This window comes from uncultured Cytophaga sp., from assembly GCF_937863595.1.
Taxonomy (GTDB): Bacteria; Bacteroidota; Bacteroidia; order Cytophagales; family Cytophagaceae; genus Cytophaga.
Genome location: NZ_CALMGQ010000088.1, coordinates 42,080 through 66,777 on the forward strand (window position 1 = coordinate 42,080; position 24,698 = coordinate 66,777).

The 24,698-nt window shown below is 35.3% G+C and carries 20 protein-coding genes; 10 read left to right on the forward strand and 10 right to left on the reverse strand.

Features of this window, described 5'->3' with window-relative positions; genetic code table 11:
- Positions 1 to 112: 112 nt before the first annotated feature.
- The 4 genes from Q0543_RS08240 to Q0543_RS08255 form a co-directional block, all read right to left on the reverse strand.
- Positions 113 to 1,357, reverse strand: a complete 1,245-nt coding sequence (locus tag Q0543_RS08240) for an NAD(P)/FAD-dependent oxidoreductase (protein ID WP_299251196.1) — start codon at positions 1,355 to 1,357, stop codon at positions 113 to 115.
- 21 nt (positions 1,358 to 1,378) lie between these two features.
- On the reverse strand, positions 1,379 to 2,104 hold the full coding sequence (locus Q0543_RS08245; protein WP_299251198.1) for a 2-phosphosulfolactate phosphatase: 726 nt from the start codon (positions 2,102 to 2,104) through the stop codon (positions 1,379 to 1,381).
- A gap of 310 nt (positions 2,105 to 2,414) precedes the next feature.
- Positions 2,415 to 3,521, reverse strand: a complete 1,107-nt coding sequence (gene gcvT / locus Q0543_RS08250) for a glycine cleavage system aminomethyltransferase GcvT (protein WP_299251200.1) — start codon at positions 3,519 to 3,521, stop codon at positions 2,415 to 2,417.
- 88 nt (positions 3,522 to 3,609) lie between these two features.
- Complete coding sequence (locus Q0543_RS08255) at positions 3,610 to 4,212, reverse strand: ribonuclease HII (protein WP_299251202.1); 603 nt, start codon at positions 4,210 to 4,212, stop codon at positions 3,610 to 3,612.
- 182 nt (positions 4,213 to 4,394) lie between these two features.
- Here Q0543_RS08255 and Q0543_RS08260 point away from each other — a divergent pair, with 182 nt between their 5' ends.
- The 7 genes from Q0543_RS08260 (at position 4,395) to Q0543_RS08290 (ending at position 13,525) form a co-directional block, all read left to right on the forward strand.
- On the forward strand, positions 4,395 to 4,955 hold the full coding sequence (locus tag Q0543_RS08260; protein ID WP_299251204.1) for an NUDIX domain-containing protein: 561 nt from the start codon (positions 4,395 to 4,397) through the stop codon (positions 4,953 to 4,955).
- Positions 4,956 to 5,053: 98 nt separating this feature from the next.
- Positions 5,054 to 5,812, forward strand: a complete 759-nt coding sequence (locus tag Q0543_RS08265) for a lysophospholipid acyltransferase family protein (RefSeq protein WP_299251206.1) — start codon at positions 5,054 to 5,056, stop codon at positions 5,810 to 5,812.
- Positions 5,809 to 6,096: an Asp-tRNA(Asn)/Glu-tRNA(Gln) amidotransferase subunit GatC gene (gatC, locus tag Q0543_RS08270; RefSeq protein ID WP_299251207.1), complete on the forward strand. Its 288-nt coding sequence runs from the start codon at positions 5,809 to 5,811 to the stop codon at positions 6,094 to 6,096. Before Q0543_RS08265 ends, gatC begins: the two co-directional genes overlap by 4 nt.
- Before the next feature lie 119 nt (positions 6,097 to 6,215).
- Positions 6,216 to 9,215 carry a hypothetical protein gene (locus tag Q0543_RS08275; protein WP_299251208.1) on the forward strand — a complete coding sequence of 1,000 codons (3,000 nt, stop codon included), beginning with the start codon at positions 6,216 to 6,218 and terminating at the stop codon, positions 9,213 to 9,215.
- Positions 9,216 to 9,238: 23 nt separating this feature from the next.
- Entirely contained in the window at positions 9,239 to 9,790 is a 552-nt protein-coding gene (locus Q0543_RS08280) for a cob(I)yrinic acid a,c-diamide adenosyltransferase (RefSeq protein WP_299251210.1), read from the forward strand.
- Positions 9,791 to 9,972: 182 nt separating this feature from the next.
- Positions 9,973 to 11,049, forward strand: coding sequence for a peptide chain release factor 2 (prfB, locus tag Q0543_RS08285; RefSeq protein WP_299251212.1), 1,077 nt, complete (start codon positions 9,973 to 9,975; stop codon positions 11,047 to 11,049).
- Between the two features lie 346 nt (positions 11,050 to 11,395).
- Entirely contained in the window at positions 11,396 to 13,525 is a 2,130-nt protein-coding gene (locus tag Q0543_RS08290; protein ID WP_299251214.1) for a catalase, read from the forward strand.
- Positions 13,526 to 13,712: 187 nt separating this feature from the next.
- Here the strand turns inward: Q0543_RS08290 and Q0543_RS08295 are convergent, their stop codons facing one another.
- The 5 genes from Q0543_RS08295 to Q0543_RS08315 all read right to left on the reverse strand — a co-directional run bounded on the left by Q0543_RS08295 (position 13,713) and on the right by Q0543_RS08315 (position 19,775).
- Positions 13,713 to 14,441, reverse strand: coding sequence for a DUF72 domain-containing protein (locus Q0543_RS08295; protein WP_299251217.1), 729 nt, complete (start codon positions 14,439 to 14,441; stop codon positions 13,713 to 13,715).
- Positions 14,442 to 14,625: 184 nt separating this feature from the next.
- Positions 14,626 to 15,408, reverse strand: a complete 783-nt coding sequence (locus Q0543_RS08300; protein WP_299251219.1) for a TIGR02757 family protein — start codon at positions 15,406 to 15,408, stop codon at positions 14,626 to 14,628.
- Between the two features lie 288 nt (positions 15,409 to 15,696).
- Positions 15,697 to 17,469, reverse strand: coding sequence for a cellulase family glycosylhydrolase (locus Q0543_RS08305; RefSeq protein ID WP_299251220.1), 1,773 nt, complete (start codon positions 17,467 to 17,469; stop codon positions 15,697 to 15,699).
- Between the two features lie 382 nt (positions 17,470 to 17,851).
- Entirely contained in the window at positions 17,852 to 18,991 is a 1,140-nt protein-coding gene (locus Q0543_RS08310) for a LysM peptidoglycan-binding domain-containing protein (protein WP_299251221.1), read from the reverse strand.
- Positions 18,963 to 19,775: a DUF4905 domain-containing protein gene (locus Q0543_RS08315; protein WP_299251223.1), complete on the reverse strand. Its 813-nt coding sequence runs from the start codon at positions 19,773 to 19,775 to the stop codon at positions 18,963 to 18,965. The genes Q0543_RS08310 and Q0543_RS08315 overlap by 29 nt, the downstream gene beginning before the upstream one ends.
- A gap of 112 nt (positions 19,776 to 19,887) precedes the next feature.
- On the opposite strand from Q0543_RS08315, the gene Q0543_RS08320 reads away from it, so the two are divergent.
- The 3 genes from Q0543_RS08320 (at position 19,888) to Q0543_RS08330 (ending at position 22,691) form a co-directional block, all read left to right on the forward strand.
- Positions 19,888 to 21,213 carry an NfeD family protein gene (locus Q0543_RS08320; RefSeq protein WP_299251225.1) on the forward strand — a complete coding sequence of 442 codons (1,326 nt, stop codon included), beginning with the start codon at positions 19,888 to 19,890 and terminating at the stop codon, positions 21,211 to 21,213.
- Complete coding sequence (gene kdsB, locus Q0543_RS08325; RefSeq protein ID WP_299251227.1) at positions 21,206 to 21,961, forward strand: 3-deoxy-manno-octulosonate cytidylyltransferase; 756 nt, start codon at positions 21,206 to 21,208, stop codon at positions 21,959 to 21,961. Before Q0543_RS08320 ends, kdsB begins: the two co-directional genes overlap by 8 nt.
- Before the next feature lie 151 nt (positions 21,962 to 22,112).
- Complete coding sequence (locus Q0543_RS08330; protein WP_299251229.1) at positions 22,113 to 22,691, forward strand: DUF1801 domain-containing protein; 579 nt, start codon at positions 22,113 to 22,115, stop codon at positions 22,689 to 22,691.
- A 280-nt stretch (positions 22,692 to 22,971) separates the two neighbouring features.
- Here Q0543_RS08330 and Q0543_RS08335 read toward each other — a convergent pair whose 3' ends face one another.
- Positions 22,972 to 24,681, reverse strand: coding sequence for a T9SS type A sorting domain-containing protein (locus Q0543_RS08335; protein ID WP_299251231.1), 1,710 nt, complete (start codon positions 24,679 to 24,681; stop codon positions 22,972 to 22,974).
- Positions 24,682 to 24,698 lie beyond the last annotated feature (17 nt).

The window sequence follows — 24,698 nt, forward strand, 5'->3', positions numbered from 1 at the left end:
CAAAACATTTAGATATTATGAATCAATTTTACTGCATAATAACTATTGAAGACATAAAAAAAGTGCGGATATAAATCCGCACTTTTTTTATAAAATATTTAATTCAATATCCTTATGCAGATGGTTGTTGATCCATTTCAATAACATGTGCCAATGTTTTCAATATTGTAGCATGCTTTTTAACAAATGGATTTGTTTTGTCCCACACATAACCAGCCAATACAGAACATATCATACGCTTGTGATCCATATCTGGATTCTTCGCAAAGAAAACAGTATGTAAAGATCCATCATACCAACCTGTAACAAAAGAGCGGAATGTATCAATACCATGCATCATGTGATCTACAAACTCTGTTTGCCAATCTACCGTTTCGCCTTTTAAGAATTTAACTGCAAGCTTACCCCCCTTAGAACCTGATTCCATGGCGAATGTAGCACCAGAAGAAAATATAGGATCTAAAAATTCAGTAGCATTACCAGTTAACACAAAACCGTCTCCATATAATTGCGATGCAGAAATAGCAAAACCTTCCAGATTTTTGGGCTCAAATAAAAACTCAGCATTCTCAAAACGTTCTGCAATATGACCTTCACTTGCAATCATAGCGCGCATTTTTTCTTCTTGCGTACCTTCAAATTGATTTAAATATTCAGGGTTGCCAACAAAGCCTACAGAAGTAATGCCTGTGGCAAAAGGTATTACCCAAATCCAAACTTTCGGTTTGTGAACCACAGCTGTAATTCTATTTCCTTCTACTTCAGCACCTGGGCGCTTGGGATCTTTAATATGTGTAAATAAGGTTTTTCTTGATTCAAAACCGGATGGCTTATCTAAATTAAATAAACGTGGTATTACACGGCCATAGCCACTTGCATCAACAATGAAGCGCGCTTCGATTTCTCTTTTATTGCCGTTCGCATCTTCTACGGTAGTAACAGAATCGGTTCCCGTAAATTTAATATCTGTAACACCCAATTCATACTCTACATCTACACCTTGTCTAGCTACTTCATCAGCAAGTGTTTTGTCAAAATCTGCACGGGTTACTTGCCATGTCCACTTCCAACCTTCAGAATATTGATCTACAAAATTGAAATCTGCAACTTCTTTACCACGCACAAATTTAGCACCCGTTTTTTGTTGAAAACCTTTAGCTTTGATTGCATCAATGAAACCTGCTTCTTCCAAGTGTTCCATACATCTTGGCAGTAAGCTTTCACCAATTACAAATCGAGGAAATTTTTGTTTTTCAACAATTTTAACTTTGAAACCTTCTTTGTTAATCATTGCTGCTGCAACGGTTCCTGCAGGACCAGCACCAATAACTAATACATCTACTTTTTCTCTTTCCATTTTATTAGAATAAAAACTATTTTAAAGTACAACTTTTTCTAAATGAGCATTGACAATTTTACCATCACGCATGATTGGTAAAACGTCATATATATCTTTTGTTAAACAAAATTCAATATCTTTCATTATGCCTAAGCCTTGCAATCTTCGAACATGCGAAGAATTGGATAAGAAACCTATCATATCCGATTTGGCAGAATAATATAAATTCAATGCGGTGAGAACGGAATCTTCATCATGAGAAAAATCTCCTTTTAAAGCATCAACTACAGCACCCGCAAAAAGGGTATCTTCTAAATTCATCTTACCTTTCCAACCTGCACAATGCATCAATACATCGTTTGGCTGCGCACGCAAATAATTAACGACCGTTGAAAAATTTAAAAAGGAACCTACTAAAATTTCTCTCGCACCAGCAGATTTTACAATAGCTTGTGTTCCGTTGGTAGTTGTTACAACAATCTTCTTGCCTTTTATAGATTCGTCTTGGTAACTAAATGGAGAATTTCCTAAATCAAATCCATCAACCTTTTTACCATCGCGTTCTGCCGCAGTTAAATACCCTTGTTCTCCCAAGGCTTTGCATTCTTCCAAACTTGCTACTGCTGTTATGCTTTCTATTCCATTTGCCAATGCTGTTGTCATACATGAGGTAGCACGTAGTATATCGATTACAACAACGACCTTACCTTCTGTTTTATGCAAATGCACCATTTCGGGTGACAAACAAACATCAATTTTTTTCATTGGTAGTTACCTGTTTCTAGTTGCTAGTTACTAGACTAAACAAAATTAGTCTTGAGATTAATAATTAGCTCCTATTATTTTTAATTTACTTTAATTCTGTTTTGTCAATTTTGCACTTTGGTACAATTATCTGCAAGTAGTTTGTCGAAAAGACAAAACCACGTCAAAATTAGTTGCTAGGTTCTAGTTACTAGTTGCTAGACTAGTAAAACACAACCAACTATTTTATTTATTTAAATTTCATTCTTAATACTTAATGTCAAATAGTGAACGTTCCATTGTCTCACAACTAGCACATAGAAACTGGCAACTATTTCTTCACAAAAGGAAACTTAACTACTTTCGCTTTAATTAATTTACCTCGAATTGAAACATAAATTTCTGTATCAACTTTAGCAAATGCCTTTTCAACATAGCCCATACCAATACCAATTCCCAAGCAAGGAGATTGTGTTCCAGATGTAACCTCTCCTATTCTTTTGCCAGCAGCATCTGTTAATTCATAATGACCACGTGGTATACCACGTTCTACCATTGAAAAACCAACCAACTGACGTGTAACGCCCGCATTCTTTTGCTCTTGAATTTTATCTGATGCAGTAAATTTCTTTGTGAATTTTGTTACCCAACCAAGACCTGCTTCAATTGGGTTTGTTGTATCCGTAATGTCATTTCCATACAAACAATATCCCATCTCTAAACGTAAGGTATCACGAGCGCCTAAACCAACAGGCTTCATACCTACCGTTTCACCAGCTTTCATTAATTTTTGCCAAACATCGATAGCGATTTCATTGGGTACATAAATTTCAAATCCACCGGCACCCGTATACCCAGTTGCAGAAATAAATACATTTTTATGCCCTGCCAAATCAATGTGTGCACAGGTATAATATTCCATTGAAGCAACATCAAACGTAGTGAGTTGTGCTACGACTTCGTGCGCTCTTGGTCCTTGAACAGCGAACAAACATGTATCTTCTGAGATGTCATTAAATGAAACCCCTTCAGCAGGCATGTGTTTTAAAAACCATGATTTATCTTTATCAATATTCGACGCATTTACAACAATGTAATATTCTTCAACGCCTATTCTGTATACCAACAAATCATCAATGATACCTCCTTCGGGATTTGTTAAAGCAGTATATTGAATTTTACCAATAGCTAAAACAGATGCATCGTTGGTAGTAAGTTGTTGAATAAGATCTAACGCTTTAGGACCTTTCAATACAAACTCTCCCATATGCGACACATCAAACATCCCCGCTGCATTCCGCACCACCATATGTTCTTCAATATCTGAAGAATAACGAACAGGCATCAAATACCCTGCAAACGACACCATTTTAGCACCTAGGGAAATATGAATATTTTCTAATGGAATATGTTTAACGTCTTCAGCTATTTCACTCATAATAATAAATACTTTTTTAATTCAAAAACTAAACTAAATCGCCGTGGTTGGTCGAAAAGATACAGCCTACGGATAAATTTTTATTCTTTTAAAATAAATCTAATTGCTTTGGCTTAAAATGAAACGTTGTTCTGTGGTAAGGTGTTAAGCCTAGAGTTTCCATCGCCAAACGATGTTTCTCAGTAGCATAGCCCGCATTCACATCCCAACCATATTCTGGATGGATTTTTGATAATTTTTCCATCAAATGATCTCGATGTGTTTTCGCCAAAATAGATGCGGCTGCGATGGACAAATATTTTCCATCTCCTTGTACAAAACATTCGTGTGCAATACCAGGATAAGGTTTAAAACGATTTCCATCAATCAATAATAAATCAGGCGTTTGCTTCTTCAATCCTTTGATTGCTTTATGCATCGCTTTCATGGTTGCATTTAAAATATTAACCTGATCGATGATTGTATGCGATACTTCCGCAACACTATAATCTATGGCATCCCGAATAATATCTAGACGCAATACTTCACGCTGTTTACTCGTCAATTTTTTAGAGTCATTCAATAAAGCATGCTTGTAATTTGTGGGAAGAATAACCGCAGCAGCAACTACTGGTCCAGCCATGCAGCCACGACCAGCTTCATCCACACCGGCTTCAATTTTTCCTTCTAAATAATTCGACAAAAGAGACATAGTTTGGCAAAGATAAGAAGGTATTTGCTTAAACCCTATGGGGATAACGTGAGCAAAGTCATAAATATGACTGATTTTCAAAAAAATGGCTGGTTTGATGATTAAAAAAGAAATCATATAGATTTCGTTACTTTTTAAAACTGCACAATTGTTCGTAATTTGCAGGTAATAATCCCAATTTTATGCCAACAGAATTTGACAATCCATGGAAAACAATTCGTTCGAAAGAAATTTATGAAAATCCATGGATTTCTGTACGAGAAGAAGATGTGTTAAAACCGAATGGCGAACCAGGAATTTACGGTGTTGTCTCATTTAAAAACAAAGCAATCGGTATCGTTCCCATTGATTCAGAAGGATATACCTATTTGGTTGGTCAGTTCCGCTATACCTTAAATGCATATAGCTGGGAAATACCCGAAGGTGGTGGTCCAATGAACGAAACACCTTTAGAAGCTGCCAAACGCGAACTTCAAGAAGAAACAGGCTTAATTGCAAGTACTTGGAAAGATTTAGGGCGCATCCACACCTCCAATTCGGTTACGGATGAAGAGGGATTTTTATTCTTAGCAACCGACCTCACTCCTGGTCCCAGCAACCCAGAAGATACTGAACAATTAATTATAAAAAGAGTATCTTTGAAAGATGCTGTAGCAATGGTTATGAATGGGGAAATTACCGATAGCTTAACGATTGCAGGATTATTGAAAGCATCTTTATTAGTACAGAGTACGGAGTATTAAGTACGAAGTATTAAAAAATCACTTGCTTTTATTATTCAAATTAAAAATAATATAATCACGTACTTCGTACTCTGTACTTAGTACTTCGGAATTAATACATGACTAAACTAATAGAAAAAATATACATGGTCTGGGTATGGACCACCTTTGCACTGGTTTTTGCTTGCTTGTTTATACCATTTTGTATAACGGTACAAAAAGAATCTTGGAAAAAGTATGGACATTTTTTAAATAGAATATGGGCACATACTGTTTTCTTATTCTGTTTTCTTCCTACAAAAATAGAATGGAGATTTAAAGTAAATAAGAAAAAGCAATATATATACTGTGCAAACCATGCCTCCTATTTAGACATACCAACCATGTGCTTTGCATTGCCGGGTTACAATGTATTTATTGGAAAATCATCCTTGGGTAGAGTACCCCTATTTGGATACATGTTCCGAAATTTATATGTGTCGGTTGACAGAAAAAGTACAAAAAGTAAATACGAAACAATTGTACAATCGATGAAGAAGATTGACATGGGATACAACCTTGCTATTTTCCCGGAAGGAGCCATATCTAGAAAACATGCTCCTGTATTGATGGATTTTAAAGATGGTGCATTCAGAATTGCGATAGAAAAACAAGTAGCTATTGTACCCGTTACTATTGTAAACAATTGGCTCATCCTTCCAGATGATGGGAAGTATTTCCCACGTAGAAGATTAATGAAAACAATTGTTCATGAACCCATTGAAACAATTGGGTTAACGATGAATGATGTTGATCGATTAAAAGAACAAACCAAGCAAGTAATTGGAAACGAATTAAGAAAATATTTCCCTATAGAATATAACGAAGCACAGATATGAATTTAGATGCAAAAACCATCGGAAAAATTGCTCACTTAGCACGATTAGAATTTGATGAAACTTCTTTAGAGGCATTCTCTACAGATTTCAACAAAATGTTGACTTGGATAAATAAATTAGAGGAAGTAAACACCGACAATGTAAAACCATTGGTTCATATGAGCGCAGAAGTAAATGTTCTTCGTGAAGATATTGATAAAGTTACCATTACTCATGCAGAAGCATTGCTGAATGCGCCTAAAAAAGATTCGGATTATTTCAGAGTTCCTAAATTCCTTTCTTAGTTGCTAGTTACTAGTAACTGGTTTCTAGACAAAAAAAATACTAAAATAAAATTATAAGTAATATGCAGTTGTTAGTATAACTTGTCTGGTAACTAGCAACTGGAAACTGGCGACAACCTATGAACGATTTATTCTTTTGGCTACAGTGGAAAAGCTCTTATAAAGCTCTCTACGTAGCCCTTTTAATTTTATTTTTTGCAAGCATCCTAGCAGTAGGCATTAGCTATGTATATGGAGACATCTATGCTATAGGCTGGGATACAACGGGTGAATGGAAAACCTTAAACTTACGTTTGGATACTTTTTCGGTAAACCAATTTCAAATTCCTCAGGAAAGCGAACAGTTTTTATTATTAAAACGGTTTGTTCCGAATGACTTACAGATACACCCATGGATATCCTATACATTTTTAGCAAGTGTTATTATAGGATTTATTATTATACTAACAGCTATTAGTTATTTAGATTTATGGCTATACATAATAGGCATGTTGTTATTCCTAGTATTTGTAGTAACAATGAACACAGAGTTGCTCGGTATTTTAAATCAATACAATCGATTGCCAGCTGTGATGATTCTACTTTTATTCGGTGGTATAACCTATTATTTTAACGCATATGGAAAAAACATTGATTTTTTCCTACGCCTATTATCCATTAGCACAGCAGTAGTTGCGGTTGGTTGTTTCATACAGTTTGGCAGCGCTGTTGAATATCCATTGATGTATGTTTCAAATTATGCCATTATCATTCCCATTATTATTTCCATTATTTTCATGTTTGTTGTGGGTTATGATATACTGCAATTTGCGGTTGTGGTTACTTCCTATGGCAAATCAACGTTTAAAACAAAAGGAAATTCCATGTGGAATTTCATTATCATCGGTACATTATACATTACAAATTTATATCTGATTTACTATAAGCCAGCGTTTGTTAAAGAATTAGACCTCGTTTTATTACACCCCTTTGCAATACTTGCTATTTCTGGCATTTTAGGGATTTGGTTGTTTGAAATGAAAAAAGAGGTAACAGGAACTATTCCCTTTAAACCACTAGGAGCCTTATTATATCTATCTTTTGGAATCATCACGTATACTACAATCGCATACGGATATGCTACTACAAATGACCCTTTAATTATAACGCTTGAAAAATCAGCTTTATACATTCAAATTGGAATGGGGCTTGCTATTTTCATATATGTACTTAGCAATTTTTGGACACGATACAAAAAACAAGAACAAGTTTATAAAGCGTTTTACACGACCTATCAAGTTCCATTTTTTGTAGCAAGAAGTTTGGGCTGGGCAATCGTTATGTACTTTGTTTTTTCAACTAATCGGTACGTGTATGTTAGTGCAAAGGCAGCCTATTACAATAACATTGGAGATGTATATTTATATACAGGACAAGATGCATTAGCAGAATCTTATTACAAGGAAGCATGGTCTTACGATTTTCCTAATCAACGATCCAATTTTTCTTTGAGTACATTTTATAAAAATCATGATAACAAAGCAGAAGCATTTCAATATCATGAAAGTAGCTTAACTCGGAATACAACTCCTTATGCATTTGCAAGTATCAGTGAGTTTTATTTAAATAACAACCAATTATTTCCTGCACTTTTTATGCTGCAGGATGGATTGAAAAAATATCCGAATAATCCCTACCTCTTAAATAATTTAGGATATCTATACACAAAATTTGACACTTCTGACTCGGCTGTTTATTTCTTTAACAAAGCAGCTACCCATACAGAAGATGATATCCCAGCATCCAATCTATTAGCGTACTTTGGCGCACAAGGAAAATTTAAAGAATGTGCAACAATTTTATCTAAAGAAAATACGCATCCATCGTATACCTATCTGTCAAATAAAATTGCAATTGCTACCTTACAAGGTAACTCAGAAAGTAGCACGGTATTACCCAATCCTATTTTAACAGATTCAATCGTATCTGCTGAAACCTTTACGTATATCTATAATTATACCTTCAACAAACTCGCTATCAAAGATTCGTTATTAGATTCGTTGTTAGAGCGTCTAAGTAATAATGAAGGAAACGCATTTTATAGAGGCGACTTGCTGTATGCAAAAGCACTACATGTTTATTTTTCACAAACTAATGTAGGCGAATCGTTACAATTGCTACAAACAATCATAGAAGAAACAAACAAGCCTTTATATGTTATCACATTGGCAAATTTGCAACTTAAAATGGGACTGTATCAGCAAGCCTACAATACGTATCGATTATTAATTAGTCATCCAGACCAACGTTTGTTTGCTTACAAATGTTTGGCTGCAAATGCCTCTGGTAATGTAGCTGAAGTATCAGAGCTTCTACATGTTTTAACAAATAGTTTAATTCCTGAAGTAGCTGAAATCGCTAAAATCATTCAAGCGTCTTCAACACTTTCAACGAAAGTTACAATTGCATCATTTAATGATCAAGAAAAAGTTCAATATCTGCACTATCAGACATTAACTAAAAACACATTTGAAAGCTATTCAAAAGAAATTCAAGATACGGTTCAATTGATATTATTTGAAATAGATCGCATATCAAGTCTGAATGAACAGAAACAGTATGCAGAAGCAATGAATGTATGGAACAACATGAAAAAGCCAAACGACATACCGGAAGAAATACTGGCGAAAGCTAATCTAGAAAAATTAAAAATCCTGAATGGATTAGAGCAGTGGGAAGTATTAGAGTCAGAACTTAAATCAACTGTTTTACGCACTCAAGATTTAGGCTATATCGATTATTTTACGGCACGCAGACTAGAATATAGTAAAGACAGCATGTCGGCTAAAACATATTATGAAAAAGCCATACATACAATTGGATATGATCCGCATGTGCAAATTGATTATGCAAACTATATTTCAAAAACAGTAGGCGAACTTGAAGGCGCAGAAAAATTAGTAGAAGCAAAAAAATATATCACATACTCCGTCCCATTAAGTATTGCCTATATAGAAGCTTTTACTAAAATTGGTTTATTTAAATCTGCAGAGGATGAGTTAAATGAAATTCAATCAAAATTAACTGCATCAGAAATTACCGATCTTAAAAGTAAATTTTACGTTACTCCAACTTATTAATTCAAATTTTCAATTTTACAACCATGAAAATTTATACAAAGGGTGGCGACAAAGGAAAAACATCTTTATTAGGTGGTACACGGGTTGCTAAATACAGTGATCGTATTGAAGCCTATGGTAGCACAGATGAATTGAATAGTTGCATTGCTTTATTGATTGAAGAGTTGCCTACTCATTCAGAGCAAAAAGAATTGTTAAAAGAAGTTCAATATAAAATTTTTGAATTAGGTGCTTCATTAGCAACGGAAAAAGACAAACAAGAATTATATGCCCCCAATCTTAAAGAAGAGCATATTCTACATTTAGAGCAAGCAATAGATACCATGCAAGCGTTGTTGCCTGCACAAAAATATTTCATCTTGCCAGGTGGACATAAATCTGTAGCTATGGCACATTTATGCAGAACTGTTTGCAGAAGAGCTGAACGCCAAGTTGTTCTATTGAATGATACAGAACCTATCCATCCAATGATACTCCCCTATCTAAATCGTTTATCGGACTATTTATTTGTAGTATCCCGAAAATTGGCGCTTGATTTTAATATTGAAGAAGTATTTTGGATACCTGAGAAATAGCGTTGTTCAAAATTCAAATAACAAAAAACAAATTCCAAACTACTGAAATCAACACCAAGAAAAGCATTGAGGCATTAATCCATGATTAGTTCCATTTGTTCGCCACGGAGTATTTGTTATTTGTTATTTATAAAAGCCTTAGCCTTTTTGTTATATTTGTATCTTATTACTAGCACACCTCAATGACCAACGAACAACTAAAGGATTTAAAAGCTGACATTCTTGCTTTAAGAGGCTATCTTGGCTATGACACCAAAATGGACGAAATTAAAGCGGAGCAAGAATTATCCCTATCCCCTACTTTTTGGGATGATTCTAAAGAAGCTGAAAAAATACTTCGAAGCATAAAAAATAAAAAAGTATGGACCGATCCATACGATGCATTGGTAACTAAACTTGGTGACTTAGATGCATTAAATGAATTTTATCAAGCAGGTGATATTGACGATAAAGAAATGGATGCTGAATTTGCGTCTGTTTTAAAAGTGTTGGAAGAACTTGAGTTCAAAAAAATGTTGAGCGCAGAAGAAGATCAACTCAGCGCAGTTCTTGAAATTAACCCAGGCGCAGGTGGAACCGAAAGTAACGACTGGGCAGACATGCTGATGCGTATGTACATCATGTGGGGTGAAAAAAATGGCTACACGGTACGTGAAATTGTAAACCAACCCGGTGAAGTTGCAGGTATCAAATTTGCATCTCTAGGTATCGAAGGACAATTTGCCTACGGAAATTTAAAATCTGAAATTGGTGTACACCGCTTGGTACGTGACTCACCATTCAATGCAGATGGAAAGCGTCAAACATCCTTTGCATCCGTATATGTATACCCTGAAGTAGATGAAACCATTAATATCGAAATTAACATGGGCGATATTGAATGGGATACATTTAGAGCAGGTGGCGCCGGTGGACAAAATGTAAACAAGGTTGAGACAGCAGTACGTTTGAAACACAAGCCTTCTGGTTTGATTATAGAATGTCAACAAGAGCGCTCACAAATTATGAATAAGGATAAAGCGTTGAAATTATTAAAGTCTCGCTTATATCAAATTGAAATTGACAAACGTAACGAAGCGAAGGCTGCGGTTGAAGGAACAAAAAAGAAAATTGATTTCGGTTCTCAAATTCGGAATTATGTCTTGTTCCCTTATAAATTAATTAAAGACGTGCGCACGGGTGTTGAACGTACGGACGTAGACAATGTACTTGCAGGAGATTTAAATGAATATATTAAAGCATATTTATTGATGCAGTAAGAATAGTCACTAGGTTCGAGTTGCTTGGTTCGAGACGATAAAATTAAAAGTTTAGAGTTACTAGGTGGGTTTGCTAGACGATATAATTGTAACGCGTACTCTTTCTATAAAAAAAAACCTTTGCTAGAGCGCAAAGGTTTTTTTTATAGTGTTTCCTTCAACATTAATATTGAATCAAAAAAATCTATTTAATATCTTCCAATTAAATAGATTATATATCTTTTAATTATTTTTTCAACATTTCCATATTGTTATTTTTAATTACAAAAAATGCTAGTTGTTTAATTCATTAATCTGTAAATTCTATATATAAAATAAATTAAATAGAACACAACAACCAGCAATTATGAAAAAGAATACTTCTACAAATTCCAATCTTAAAAAAAAAGATTTACAAGTAAACACAACCGATGCGACAGATCAATTCATGACAACTGACCAAGGTGTCCGTATCAACGATGACAATAATACATTAAAAGCGGGCGATCGTGGCCCCTCATTATTGGAAGATTTTATCATGCGCGAAAAAATTACGCATTTTGATCATGAACGTATTCTAGAAAGAATTGTACATGCAAGGGGTTCAGCAGCGCATGGTTACTTCCAAGTATATGAATCGATGGAGAAATATACCAAAGCAGGATTCCTCCAAGACCCATCTATTCAAACCCCTGTATTTACGCGTATCTCTACTGTTGCAGGTTTCCGCGGTTCAACCGATTTGTCCCGTGATGTTAGAGGATTTTCCGTTAAGTTTTACACGCAAGAAGGCAATTACGATTTAGTTGGGAACAACATGCCTGTATTCTTTATACAAGACGCCATGAAATTTCCAGACTTAGTGCATGCTGTTAAGACAGAACCACACAATGAAATGCCCCAAGCTGCTTCTGCACACGATACGTTTTGGGATTTCATATCCTTAATGCCTGAATCCATGCACATGGTCATGTGGGTGATGTCAGACAGAGCGATTCCTCGTAGCTTGCGCATGATGGAAGGATTTGGCGTACATACATTCCGTTTTATTAATAACAAAAATGAATCGCATTTTGTAAAATTCCATTGGAAGCCACTATTGGGTACACACGGTGTAGCATGGAATGAAGCTCAAAAAATTTCAGGTAAGAATTCCGATTTTCATCGTCAAGATTTATGGGATTCTATTGAATCTGGAAATTTCCCAGAATGGGAATTAGGCGTTCAAATTATTCCAGAGGCAGATGAATTTAAATTCACATTTGATCTATTGGATCCAACAAAACTCATTCCAGAAGAAGAAGTTCCTGTAATGAAAATTGGCAAAATGGTATTGAATCGAAACCCGGATAATTTCTTTGCTGAAACAGAGCAAGTGGCATTCCATCCTGGACATTTAGTTCCTGGTATTGACTTCTCTAACGACCCATTGTTGCAAGGAAGATTGTTCTCTTACACCGATACGCAACTGTCGCGTTTGGGAACACCAAACTTTCATGAGTTGCCTATTAATCGTAGCATAGCGCCTGTTCATAACAACCAGCGCGATGGACAGATGCGACAAGAAATAAATACGGGGCGGGTAAGTTATCAACCAAACTCTTTGGGTGGTGGCTGTCCCTTTCAAGCTAAAATGGATCAAGGTGGATTTGTAAGTTTTAACGAACGTGTCGATGCACATAAAGTACGTGAACGCAGTGAAAGTTTTTCAGATCATTTCAGTCAAGCAACGTTGTTTTACAACAGCCAAACGGATGTTGAAAAAAATCACATCATTAAGGCGTTACGTTTTGAATTAGGTAAAGTAGAAACAGAAGCCATACGTGCACGCATGGTTAATCTGTTAAGTCAAGTAGATAAAACGCTTGCAGACAAAGTTGCTGTAGGTTTGGGTATTACCGTTCACAAGCCTGAAAAACCTATGAATAAAGGTGTTGGCGCAGATGCAGATCCAAAAAAACACGAACCTAAATCGGTAGAACAAAAAACGAAGAGTTCGAATGCATTGAGTATGATAAAGAATCCTACCGTTACAGATTCTATCAAGACGAAACAAGTTGCCTTTATTTGTGCAGATGGCGTTCATAATCCGAGTGTTGTAAGTTATAAAAATGCATTAGAGAAAAAAGGTGCTGTTGTTAAAATCATAGCTCCGAATTTAGGTTTCTTAAAATTAGAAGATGGTAAAAAACTTAAAGTGGATCAAAGTTTATTAATTGCGTCTTCAGTATTATTCGATGCTGTATTTATTCCTTCAGGTAAAGGAATTAATGCGTTAAAAGAAAATAAAGAAGTTGCAGAATTTATAACGGATGCATTCAAACATTGTAAAGTAATTGGTGGAGAAGAAGAAGGTGCTGCCTTAATTCAATCCATTCAAATAATAAAAGAAGCAGGCAAAAAACTAGATGAAGGTGTGGTGTTAAATAAAGACACTACGGCGTTTATTAAGGCACTTGGTAAACATCGTTTCTGGGAAAGAGAAGAATTGGTGTAACTTAATATTCATGAATGGTCTGTGTGTCACAAACCAAGGTCACAATAATAAAGGCTGCTGCAAATGGCGGCCTTTATTTGCATTTTTAAATAATATATTTTTTTGTAATTAGTATCATACGTATTAAATAAAATGCACAATCACAGAGAATCATAATTCAGTTCATATCACACCAATAAAAAAATCATCATTCATAATTACTTAAGTTCATTAAACCCTGCATGGTATGCGCATTTGCAATTGCATTTCCTCCCCAAGAATTGTCAAAATAAATAAAAGATGTCGTTGCATCCGATTTTTTTATAGCATCACTGAAAGATTTTAATTCTTTATCTGAATAATTGGATTTATACAATTCAGTATTCCCATGTAACCTAAGGTATACCGATTCTGTTGTTTGAATAAATTTTTCGGGTAACCCTGGATAACTTGTTATACAAAAAATAAGCTTATGCGCTTTTAAAGCAGCATTCACTTCATCATTCCACCAACTGACATGTCTAAATTCCAACACATTTTTAAAAGATGAATCTAATTGGCTTACAATTCGATTTAGTACCGCAGGCGTATAGGCCAAGCTTGGTGGCAACTGAAATAGAATGCAATCTAATTTTTCCTTTAAACCTTCTGAGACGGTGGTATAAAAATCAGTTATAAGCTCTTGTGTCTCAACAAATTTCTTATAATGTGTAATTACTTTATTAGCTTTAATGGAAAACCGAAAATCTGCTGGAGTTTTTTTATACCAAGTAGTTAAGGTTTTAACAGTAGGTGGTTTATAAAAACTTGCATTTATTTCAACTGTATTGTAGTGCTGACAATAAAACTCAAGCCACTTACTTTGTGGTAAGCCTTCTGGATAAAAAAGACCTTTCCATTCTCTATAATTATATCCTGAACATCCGATGTGTACCATAAACTGCAACTTTAATTAAGTAAAATATCAGATTAGAATATTACGTCGGAATAGCGAATTTTTTGTTACATGTTTTATTGGGAATTTTACAAAAGTATTCTTTGTATGTATTATAATTTAGGTAATAAATTGAATTCGTATTTAATCATCGGTTTGGAATTTGTTTTGTGTTATTTGGAATTTATCAGATCATCCCTTCTACCACACCCATTCCAAACAAAGCAAAATCATACTTCACCGGATCTTTGGGATCTAAGCCTTTGAGGTTTTCTGTTAGCTCAACTGCCGTCTTCCAATCTACTTGGGTGCGCGTAATAAGCCCTAGCTGACGTGCGATACGATCTACGTGTACATCACAGGGACAAACCAATTGCGCAGGTTGTATGCCTTTCCAAATCCCAAAATCTACGCCTTTCTTATCTCTTCGTACCATCCAACGCAAAAACATATTAAGTCGTTTGCATGCAGACTTTGTTTCAGGAGAAGAAATGTGTTTGCGTGTCCGATGCGGGTGTTCAAAAGAGAAAAAATAATTTCGAAAGGCAATCAAACCACCTTCAATATTTAAGGAATTTTTATTCATCCCTGTTAAAAATACTTCTTCCATAGAAGTGAATGCGGAATACAATTCTTTTAAAGCATATACAAAATACAACAAATCGGTATCGTTAAATGTTCGGTGAACAAAGCCTTCCAGCTGCTTTAAGTCTATATCTTCATGCTGTGTAATAAATTGATGCGGAGCTCCATCCATCCGTTCAATCAAGTCCGTACATTTATTGATGATCGTTTTTCGTTGTCCCCAAGCCAAAACTGCAGCAATAAATCCCATGATCTCAATGTCCTCCTTCTTCGTAAACCGATGTGGAATACAAATTGGATCTAGAGCAACGAAATCAGTTGTATTGTATTGCTTGTATTTTGATTCAAGTAAATTATACAACACATCTCTGGAGTATTTATTCATGTGTATTTTTTATTCTAAGGGCGATTTGTGGTTTGTGAAAATTTACTCTTCTAGGGGCGATGCCCCTAGCTTTGATATGTCAGGCTTTCAGCCTGAGCCGCGAACGGTGAAAGATTTGCGTGAGTGCTGATGATTTTGATTTTCAAACAGTCATCAGACCACAAAAAAGTGGTCTGACGACAGCGTTATATGTCAACAACACACATACCTTTTATTTTTGTACTTTGTACTCAGTACTCAGTACTTTCCCTGACCACTGACCACTGTTTACTGACCACTATATTCTGTTTACTGACCACTCTTCTTAAGATCCAACGCCTCTCCCATTCCGGGCAATAGTTTTTGATCGGAATCCATAATACCAAACCAAACTTGCCAAGCGATATCCATTTCTGAGAAAATTTCTCCCATGGTTTTAAAGTAGGCGTTCAAGTCTTCTATCTTAGCGGTGTTTGGCAATGCGCCCCATTCGTTACAAATCAATGGGACTTTATAATCGTATGCCCAATTTTTAACTTTAGCCAATCTATTTTTTATGAATTGTTTGTTCCCTTCCTTGTAATAGGTTCGAGCTTGATCTTTGATCCAGCTCGGTGTACCTTCAACAATACCAAAATCACGAAACTCTGTAGACCAACGCTCTGGAGTATATGGAAAGGGAATATGTTTCACCGTTCCCATATTTGTCCATGATGCACCTTGATGCGAAAAGATAAATGGATCGTACATATGAAATGCATAGATCACATACTTATCATTCAAAGGTTTATTTTTTACCAATTCATCTAAACTATACCATTTGGTATCGCCAAAAATAATGGGTCTTGTCTTATCTACTTTCCGGATTGAATCAATCATCATTTGTGCAAGTAAGGTCCAATCTGCCTGATCAATGTATTCACCTTCTGCCAAGCTTAAGCCAGGTTCATTGGTCAATTCAAAAAATAAATCTGGGCGTTTTTCTGTTACAAAATGTTGCGCAACCACACGCCATAAAGATGAAACTGCGATTCTATATTTTTGATCTTTAGAAGCAGCTCTGCTATAACTTCCATCGTATGCATGATAATCTATGGTCAATGACAAACCATAACGCTTCGTCCAGCTATTCATTGAGTCTAATAGCGTATACAACATCGGCTCTATTACAATTTTCTTATTCGTTCCATTCAACACATTCAATCGATCTACTACATATAAATCTAAATCAATTGGAAAACGAATCCCTTCTATTCCTTGGTCTGCTTGCAGTTTAATGATGGCTTCATTATACTTCCAATCTTTTGGGTTAGCAGATATTATTTTATTTGCTTCAGCCCAACTCGCCAAATTCATTCCTTTATTCAAATACTTTTTAGCGAGGTCGTTTAACGGGCTTGATACATTTCCTTTAAGAGCGACAGCTGCGGGTATTTCTGCAGGTCGAATAACCATATCATTTTGCTTTACATATGTTATTTCTTTTACAAAACGAATCTCATCTATTTCAAAACTACCCGATTTTTGATCTACGTTCCATACCAGTTTAATCGAATTGTCTAGATTTAAATCAACTTTCTTTCCCCAACCCTCTTGGTTAATCATAGCAAAATCTATGGTAACCAAGGTCCACTCATCGCTTTGAGGAATATTTATTTGATAATAATCATAATCCTTAATTTCTATCGTTTCAACACGCAGCTTATGCGCTACACCTTTGTGCCAATAGGATATACCTGCAAATTGAGAAGGATTAACCGTTACAGATTTGGTAATGCTTGTAGCGATAGCATAATAAGGAGACCATTGATAGGATGCTTTCTCAAGAATCACATCTGCATGCAGCATACCTTTAGATGCATGACCACCGGTGGTTACAAAACACGATTGAAAAGAAGGCTGAGTGATGCGACTTTTACCTCCATCGCGATTATCATTAAAGCTATACCAATAGCCGCCCAAGCTATTTTGAGTATTGCCATCTTCAAAATCTTCAATAAGAGGTGCTGGTGTTTGCTGCTGCGCAGAACAGACGATTCCCACACAGATAAAAAATAAGGTAAGGATATGATTTCTTTTCATAGTTCAACTGTATTAAATATGGTTTAAAATACTGAAAAATAATGAGGAAGCAATACTTAAAAACCTTTATACTAGTTACTGAATAAAAAAGTGTTGGCAGAGAGAAAAATAAAATTTCTAATGTTGATGGAAAAAATTTTAACAAAAAGCAGTCAAAGACTGCCAAATAATACACACCAGTCAAAGACTGGCGCGAGGTAAGTCAAAGACTGGCGCCAGGTATTGCGAGGTCTGCTCACTAGAGCGTTCACTCTACACATTACATTTTACACTTTTTTATCTGACCACTGACCACTCGTTTATAAAAAAAGCATACAAACAAAGTCTCTCAACTTCACTTGTATGCTCTTGTCTAGCAGCTAGTACCTAGCAGCTGAAACTATTAAGGTATATACATCAACGTTGCTGCAAATCTAGCTCCAGACCCACCTAAGCGATCGTATGCTTTTTTAGAAACTCGAATAATGGTTTTATTATCTGGACCCATATCGGTTAATTTACCTACTACACGTACATACACTTTTATACCATTGGATTCATTTAGTAATTGAATAATAGTACCTACTGGAGCCGTTTTATGATAGGCCAAATACTTCGGTGTATCTTGATTGTCTGCCATAACATCTGCAAAGCCACTTTCTGTTATTTTCTTAAAATCAGAAGCTGGAACAGCTTTGGTTGGAGGCGTCTGCGTTTGCATGGTTTCTAAACGCACCTTATCTTGTTGCAATTGTATCGTGTCAGCTTCTACGTTTACGGGTGTCGTAGGCTTCGTTGGAGTAACGGGTGTAGTGGTTGTTTTTGTAGTAGTTGTAGTAGTTGTAACAGTTGGTGTAGTTGCAGGAGGCGTAACTGCAACATCCGCTCCGGAAACTTTTACAATTTGTCCTACTTTAAGTGCTCCAATACCTGGATTCGATTTTTTAATATCTTCAACGCTTACACCATATTTGCGAGCAATAGAATATAATGTTTCTCCAGAAGCAACTTTGTGTTCAACCGATTCTTTACTTGTCTTGGTGTTAGTTGGTTTTTGAGTTGTTGTTTCAACAGCTTTTGTTGATAGATTCAATTCTTGTCCAACGCTGATAGAAGAAGTTAAACCTGGATTCGCTTTCTTCAACTCATCTACCGACATAGAATACTTTGTTGCAATGCTATACAATGTTTCTCCTGCTGCTACGGTATGTGTTTTAGATGACTCAAGAGTGGATGCTGGTGGCGCAATATATAAGATTGGAGAAGGCACTTTTAAAATTTGTCCAACTTTTAAGCCTTCTGACCATTCTGGATTTGCTTTTTTTACTGCATCCACAGATGCATTGTATTTTTTTGAAACAGAATACAATGTTTCGCCAGATGTGATGCGGTGTAAAATAAATAATTTTCCATCTTTTCTTTCGACACCAATCGAATCACAAATTTCAGCTTTTGAAATTGTGTTTATCGAAAGTGCTATACCTAAAACTAAAAAAAAGCGATTTAAAATTTTTTTATTTAATAACATACGCGTGCAATTCATTATTATTTTTAACTATAATTAATTGATCTTTTACTACAAAGAAAGTATCCATTCCGATACCTTTAAGACCTACTTGAAGCTCTTCATGCAATAATAAAGCCCCTTTTTCATCGGCAACCAACATTTTATTGGTCAATTTGTCTTCTATGTAAATATAATAAGAAATAAGGACCTTATCGCCTTTCTCTAGATATTCTATCATTCGAACGGCTTTTTCCTTGGCTACAATTTCAATATATTCTTGAATCTTAGTGAAAAAGGAATGTCCTTCTTCAAAATGAAACGGATACGTGATGAGTGATGTTTGCTGCGTTTTCTTGTTAAATGTAGCGAAAAGTTCCTTCATCGAATAGGTACCTTTAAGCTCCCCATCGTTCCAATCTAGCTTAGAATAGACGCTCTCGTCTTCCCCTACAACTTCTGATATCAGAATACCATCCGACTCCACATGCATTACCTGCGCTTCCTCTCTACCCCATTTTACTTTACCCGTAAGAGCATCAATAACAGCAAATCCACGTTGCTCGGGCATATCAGGGTCATTAAACTTCACAATCAACACATTTCCCTTTTCAGCAATTTTCAAACTGCTCCACCAAGGGTCTAAAATAGCTTGATTGGACCATAATTCTTTCTTTTTTTCGATGTCTATACTACTGAAAACAGCTTTACGGGTATCGCCATTCCTACTTTCTACAAAAAGAATACCACTCTCATTATCAGCAACAACTTTCCAGATGGTACCATTAAAAATCTTAGAAAAAGAGGGAGTATATACAGACATAGGTATTATTTGTTAATTTTAAGTCAAAGGTAGGAGAATTAAGTGTAAAGTGTAAAGTTTTGAGTGTAAAGTATTCTACGATAATTAGATCGTAGAAAGTAAAAAAACAAAAATGAAAAAATATATAGCCTTATTATCGTTCCTTTTATTCGCACTAACAAAGGTTGCAGCGCAAAAGGTTTTTGTAATCAATATCAGACAAGAAATTGATCCGCAAATGTCGCATTTTGTTGATTTAGGATTAAAAGCTGCAACTCGTGATAGTGCAGATTACATCATCATCGATATGGATACCTATGGTGGGGCGCTTACAGATGCAGATAAAATAAGAACGGCATTATTAGATTATCCGAAACCTGTATACGTGTACATCAATAAAAATGCAGCGTCTGCAGGTGCATTAATATCCATTGCTTGCGATTCTATTTATATGGACCGTGGATCCAACATTGGTTCTGCAACCGTTGTAGATGGCGAAGGTAAACCTGCGCCTGATAAGTACCAATCCTTTATGCGTGCAATGATGCGCAGTACAGCAGAAGTAAATAATCGCAACCCTGACATTGCAGAAAGTATGGTTGGTACTGTTGTAGGGACCGATAGCATTACGGTAGGTAAAGTTACAGCATTTACAACATCTGAAGCCATCGCAAATCACTATTGCGAAGCAGAAGTACGTTCATTAACGGATTTATATAAACGGTTGCATTTTGAAAATGCACACATCACAGTATTTGAATTGAGCACGGTAGATGAGATTGTAAATTTATTTATGAATCCAGCCTTACGCGGCTTAATTTTATTACTCATAATCGGAGGTATTTATTTTGAATTACAAACACCAGGAGTTGGTTTTCCCTTGATTGCTGCAATGATTGGTGTAGCGCTGTATTTTATACCTTCCTACCTAACGGGTGTAGCAGAATATTGGGAAATTATTTTATTCTTTGTGGGAATCGTATTGCTCTTCCTAGAAATAGCTGTTATTCCTGGCTTTGGAATAGCTGGAGTCTCAGGGCTTTTTTGTATTGTAATTTCTTTGATATTAGCAGGTCTAAATAATCACATATTTGATTTTACTTTTGTTCCTGAAAATGATATTATTTTAAGTTCTGCCACCGTATTAATTTCATTCACCTTAGGTATGGTGTTGGTTTTTGTTGCCGGAAATCAATTTATGAAAAGTGCCTTATTCAATAGAGTTACCTTACAAGACACCTTTCAAGCAAGCGAGGGATTTACTTCTAACTTTAATGAAAATACGTTTGTAGGAAAACTAGGCATCAGTTATTCTGTATTACGACCAAGTGGCAAAGTACAAATTGATGGAAAAATTTATGATGCATACTCCCGTGGCGAATATATAGCAGAACAGAAACGTATTGAAGTGATTCAACAAGTAGGCAGTTCTTTAAAAGTAAAAGAAGTACATGACTAATTCAAATTCAATTGTAGTAATCATACCTGCGCGTTATGCATCTACACGTTTCCCGGGTAAACCATTGGTATTAATCAATGGTAAAACCATGATACAATGTGTATACGATCAAGTAAAAAGCACACCAGAAATTTCAGAAGTAATTGTTGCAACAGACGACGATCGGATTGAAGCGGAAGTCATTCGTTTCGGCGGTAAGGTAGTACGGACGAAACCCGAACATCCAAGCGGTACAGATAGATGTTTTGAGGCCTATCAACAATTGAATAAAAAATATGATTTCATCATTAATGTACAAGGTGATGAACCTTTTATTCAACCCCAACAAATACGAACCTTAGCAGGTATTTTAAAACCAGATACACAACTTGCTACGTTGATTAAAATAATTGAAGACGAGGAAACGTTATTTAATACAAACACACCTAAAGTTGTAATCAATACAGACGGGGAAGCACTTTATTTTAGCAGACAAACAATTCCGTATCTGCGACAATTTTCCGATAAAAATGATTGGTTGAAACAACATACCTTTTACAAACACATTGGCATGTACGCATACAGACCGGATGTATTGGAAAAGATCACTCAACTCGCTCCTTCATCCTTAGAATTATCAGAGTCTTTAGAACAATTACGATGGCTCGAAAATGGTTATCGCATACAAACGGCAATAACAGACATTGAAACAATTGGAATTGATACGCCTGAAGATTTGTTAAAAGCGATTCAAAAAATAAACAAATAGGAAAAGTTTGTTACTGATTTTACACTGAAATCTACCTCCAGTTTACAATAAGCTCAACGTAATTTTCATTACTGCTTGCCTTAATAGATTATTCCTATTACATTAAAAATGGTTGGTCGAAAAGACACAACTATAACGAAACACCCTTTTTATGAATGCAAAAGTTGATTGGTTTTTTAATACGGATTCGCAATGGCAACTTGCGTATGCAGAACTACGAGAGATTGTGCTTTCATGCAAGTTGGAAGAAGAATTAAAATGGGGTTGCCCTTGCTATACCTATGAAGGAAATAACATTGTACTCATTCATGGCTTTAAAAATTATTGTGCCTTACTATTTATGCAAGGTGCATTAATCAAAGACACTAAAAATATTTTGATTCAACAAACCAAAAATGTACAAGCGGCACGACAAATTCGATTTACATCTACAAGTGAGGTCGAGCAATTAAAATCTACCATTAAAGCATATATAAAGCAAGCAATAGCGCTAGATAAAGCAGGTTTAAAAGTGGAATTAAAAGAAACCACAGAATTTGAAGTATGCAAAGAGTTTGAGCATACCTTGAATAAAATGCCAAATGTAAAAACTGCATTTTATAACTTAAGCCCTGGTAGACAGCGTGGTTATTTACTTTATTTTTCTTCTGCTAAATTAGCGGATACCCGAGGATCAAGAATAAAAAAATGCATTCCAGAAATTTTAAAAGGTAAAGGGTTAAAAGATTAATTCATCCTACATTTTGCTTCATTCAATGCGATCTCAACATATAGTAATCCCATAATATCTTATTTAAAATTAGTCCAAACGCTGAGGAAGGTTGGCCGAAAAGGAGCAGCCTGGCGAATAAACATATGACTAAAATGGATTTGGATTGGGTATAATCTTCTATTTTAGGGCAAACTAAAAATTATTTTCCATTCTTCTTATAAAAAAAGTCCTTGTCAATACAATCGACAAGGACCTCATTAAATTAAAAAAATACCGAAAAAACCTTTTAGTTAAGAAACTACTTAACAAGTACTTTTTGTGTGTAAACCTTATCTAATTTTTCAATATGTAGAAAATACATTCCTGTTCCCAAATACTGTTTTGTATCTTCTTGAGAAGCATTAAAATTCGTTACCAATTCCCCCAGTATATTATACACGTGCACAGTACTACCAATCAAGTCCGAGCTTACGTGAAGTGTATATTCTCCAGTTGTAGGATTGGGAAAGACTGCTGTTTTATTGTTAGTGGTTGCAGTATTAAAAACATTTGTTGGTATACTTGTACCTAATGTATACAGCTTCCTAGCAGCAGCTATTTTCACGGTAAAGTACAACTTATCGTTTAGTACAAAAAATGAATAAGGTGAGGAAGAGTTCACAATTTTCGTACCCATAAAATCAACAACTCCTGGATAGATATCAGAAACCAATTTTGAGCTTGTTGCATTTATTTTCCATAGTTCTTCCCCATTATCATTTGCATCTGTTACTAAAGCTGCGCCAAAATAAACTTCATTTTGATAAACGATTAATCTATTGTACAGATTATTATATTTATAATTAACAGGCGCAGTAAATGTTGATATTTCCTTGCTTGTCTTATTGATAAAAATTTGTGCAGAGAGCGTGTTTTGTCCACCCGCTCTTGTAAATTCATTTAACAATAGTCCATCATTTGTTGCACATAATAGTTCGCAAAAATTATTTTCGGAGGTGTACTCTAAAATCTTAGTATTCGTGCTGATATCATTATGTACATGATATACGTAAACTTTTTCAGGAGCATTGTAGTCTTCTACTTTGTAGTATAAATCTGATTTATTATTAATTACAGCATTCCCTTCAATACTATAATTCTGAGGTAGGGTTAACTCCAACGTAACCGTCTCGCCATCCGTAGAAAAGATTTTAGTACTTGAATAAAAATAAAACTTACCATTCATTGTTCCCATCGGGCGAACAAATTTCTGAACAGTGCCGTCTGTACCTAAAACTTCAATGGTACCCGCAGTAGTACCGTCAGTTTTCCATAGTTCTTGAGAAAGTGTTATGGGATTGTAACGCATTAACAGGAATGTAGATCCTACTTTTTCTAAAATTTTATTTGCAGGATCATAATATCCTTGATTATCAAAATTTTTTATCATTGTTGTTCCACTTTCAGTACCATCTGTTATCCATAAAGATCGAGAGGTTGCTGGTGATGAGGCAAAAAATAAAATACTACCATCTAATGAATTCTCGATTTTTTCATTACTAATTTCTTCTAAGTTTGTAATAATGGGCAACGCAGCCGAATTTCCTGAATAAGATAATAACTTAACCGTACCATCTGTTGTACCATCACTTCTCCATAATTCGTATTCCATTACTGCTCCAGCTAAAGTTGTTGCTGTTACAAAATATAAATACGTTTCATTTGATTTGTATTTAATTCCAAGGGCTGGAGTAAATGTTGTTCCTCCAGCTAATTTCGTTTTTGAATTTACCTTTGCAATTTTTTCAGGTTGATTTACCCCATCAAGTGCATATAAATAAGCATCTCCATTATTTCCGGTTTCAGTGATATAATAATATTTATCCTTATAAATTTGATCTTGATAACGACTTTCAGCTGTACTACTCTTAGGCTTTGCGGTATCTGCAAATACGAGCACTTCGGTTACTTGTGCTTGTACAGATAAAACAAGGAATGCTAAAATAATTAATAGTAGATGTTTTTTCATATTCATTTATTTATAAT

Excerpts from the sequence above, each read along its gene's own strand:
- Q0543_RS08240 (WP_299251196.1), bottom strand. The coding sequence starts at position 1,357 with ATGGAAAGAGAAAAAGTAGATGTATTAGTTATTGGTGCTGGTCCTGCA.
- Q0543_RS08245 (WP_299251198.1), bottom strand. The coding sequence starts at position 2,104 with ATGAAAAAAATTGATGTTTGTTTGTCACCCGAAATGGTGCATTTGCAT.
- gcvT (WP_299251200.1), bottom strand. The coding sequence starts at position 3,521 with ATGAGTGAAATAGCTGAAGACGTTAAACATATTCCATTAGAAAATATT.
- Q0543_RS08255 (WP_299251202.1), bottom strand. The coding sequence starts at position 4,212 with ATGTCTCTTTTGTCGAATTATTTAGAAGGAAAAATTGAAGCCGGTGTG.
- Q0543_RS08260 (WP_299251204.1), top strand. The coding sequence starts at position 4,395 with ATGCCAACAGAATTTGACAATCCATGGAAAACAATTCGTTCGAAAGAA.
- Q0543_RS08265 (WP_299251206.1), top strand. The coding sequence starts at position 5,054 with ATGACTAAACTAATAGAAAAAATATACATGGTCTGGGTATGGACCACC.
- gatC (WP_299251207.1), top strand. The coding sequence starts at position 5,809 with ATGAATTTAGATGCAAAAACCATCGGAAAAATTGCTCACTTAGCACGA.
- Q0543_RS08275 (WP_299251208.1), top strand. The coding sequence starts at position 6,216 with ATGAACGATTTATTCTTTTGGCTACAGTGGAAAAGCTCTTATAAAGCT.
- Q0543_RS08280 (WP_299251210.1), top strand. The coding sequence starts at position 9,239 with ATGAAAATTTATACAAAGGGTGGCGACAAAGGAAAAACATCTTTATTA.
- prfB (WP_299251212.1), top strand. The coding sequence starts at position 9,973 with ATGACCAACGAACAACTAAAGGATTTAAAAGCTGACATTCTTGCTTTA.
- Q0543_RS08290 (WP_299251214.1), top strand. The coding sequence starts at position 11,396 with ATGAAAAAGAATACTTCTACAAATTCCAATCTTAAAAAAAAAGATTTA.
- Q0543_RS08295 (WP_299251217.1), bottom strand. The coding sequence starts at position 14,441 with ATGGTACACATCGGATGTTCAGGATATAATTATAGAGAATGGAAAGGT.
- Q0543_RS08300 (WP_299251219.1), bottom strand. The coding sequence starts at position 15,408 with ATGAATAAATACTCCAGAGATGTGTTGTATAATTTACTTGAATCAAAA.
- Q0543_RS08305 (WP_299251220.1), bottom strand. The coding sequence starts at position 17,469 with ATGAAAAGAAATCATATCCTTACCTTATTTTTTATCTGTGTGGGAATC.
- Q0543_RS08310 (WP_299251221.1), bottom strand. The coding sequence starts at position 18,991 with ATGAATTGCACGCGTATGTTATTAAATAAAAAAATTTTAAATCGCTTT.
- Q0543_RS08315 (WP_299251223.1), bottom strand. The coding sequence starts at position 19,775 with ATGTCTGTATATACTCCCTCTTTTTCTAAGATTTTTAATGGTACCATC.
- Q0543_RS08320 (WP_299251225.1), top strand. The coding sequence starts at position 19,888 with ATGAAAAAATATATAGCCTTATTATCGTTCCTTTTATTCGCACTAACA.
- kdsB (WP_299251227.1), top strand. The coding sequence starts at position 21,206 with ATGACTAATTCAAATTCAATTGTAGTAATCATACCTGCGCGTTATGCA.
- Q0543_RS08330 (WP_299251229.1), top strand. The coding sequence starts at position 22,113 with ATGAATGCAAAAGTTGATTGGTTTTTTAATACGGATTCGCAATGGCAA.
- Q0543_RS08335 (WP_299251231.1), bottom strand. The coding sequence starts at position 24,681 with ATGAAAAAACATCTACTATTAATTATTTTAGCATTCCTTGTTTTATCT.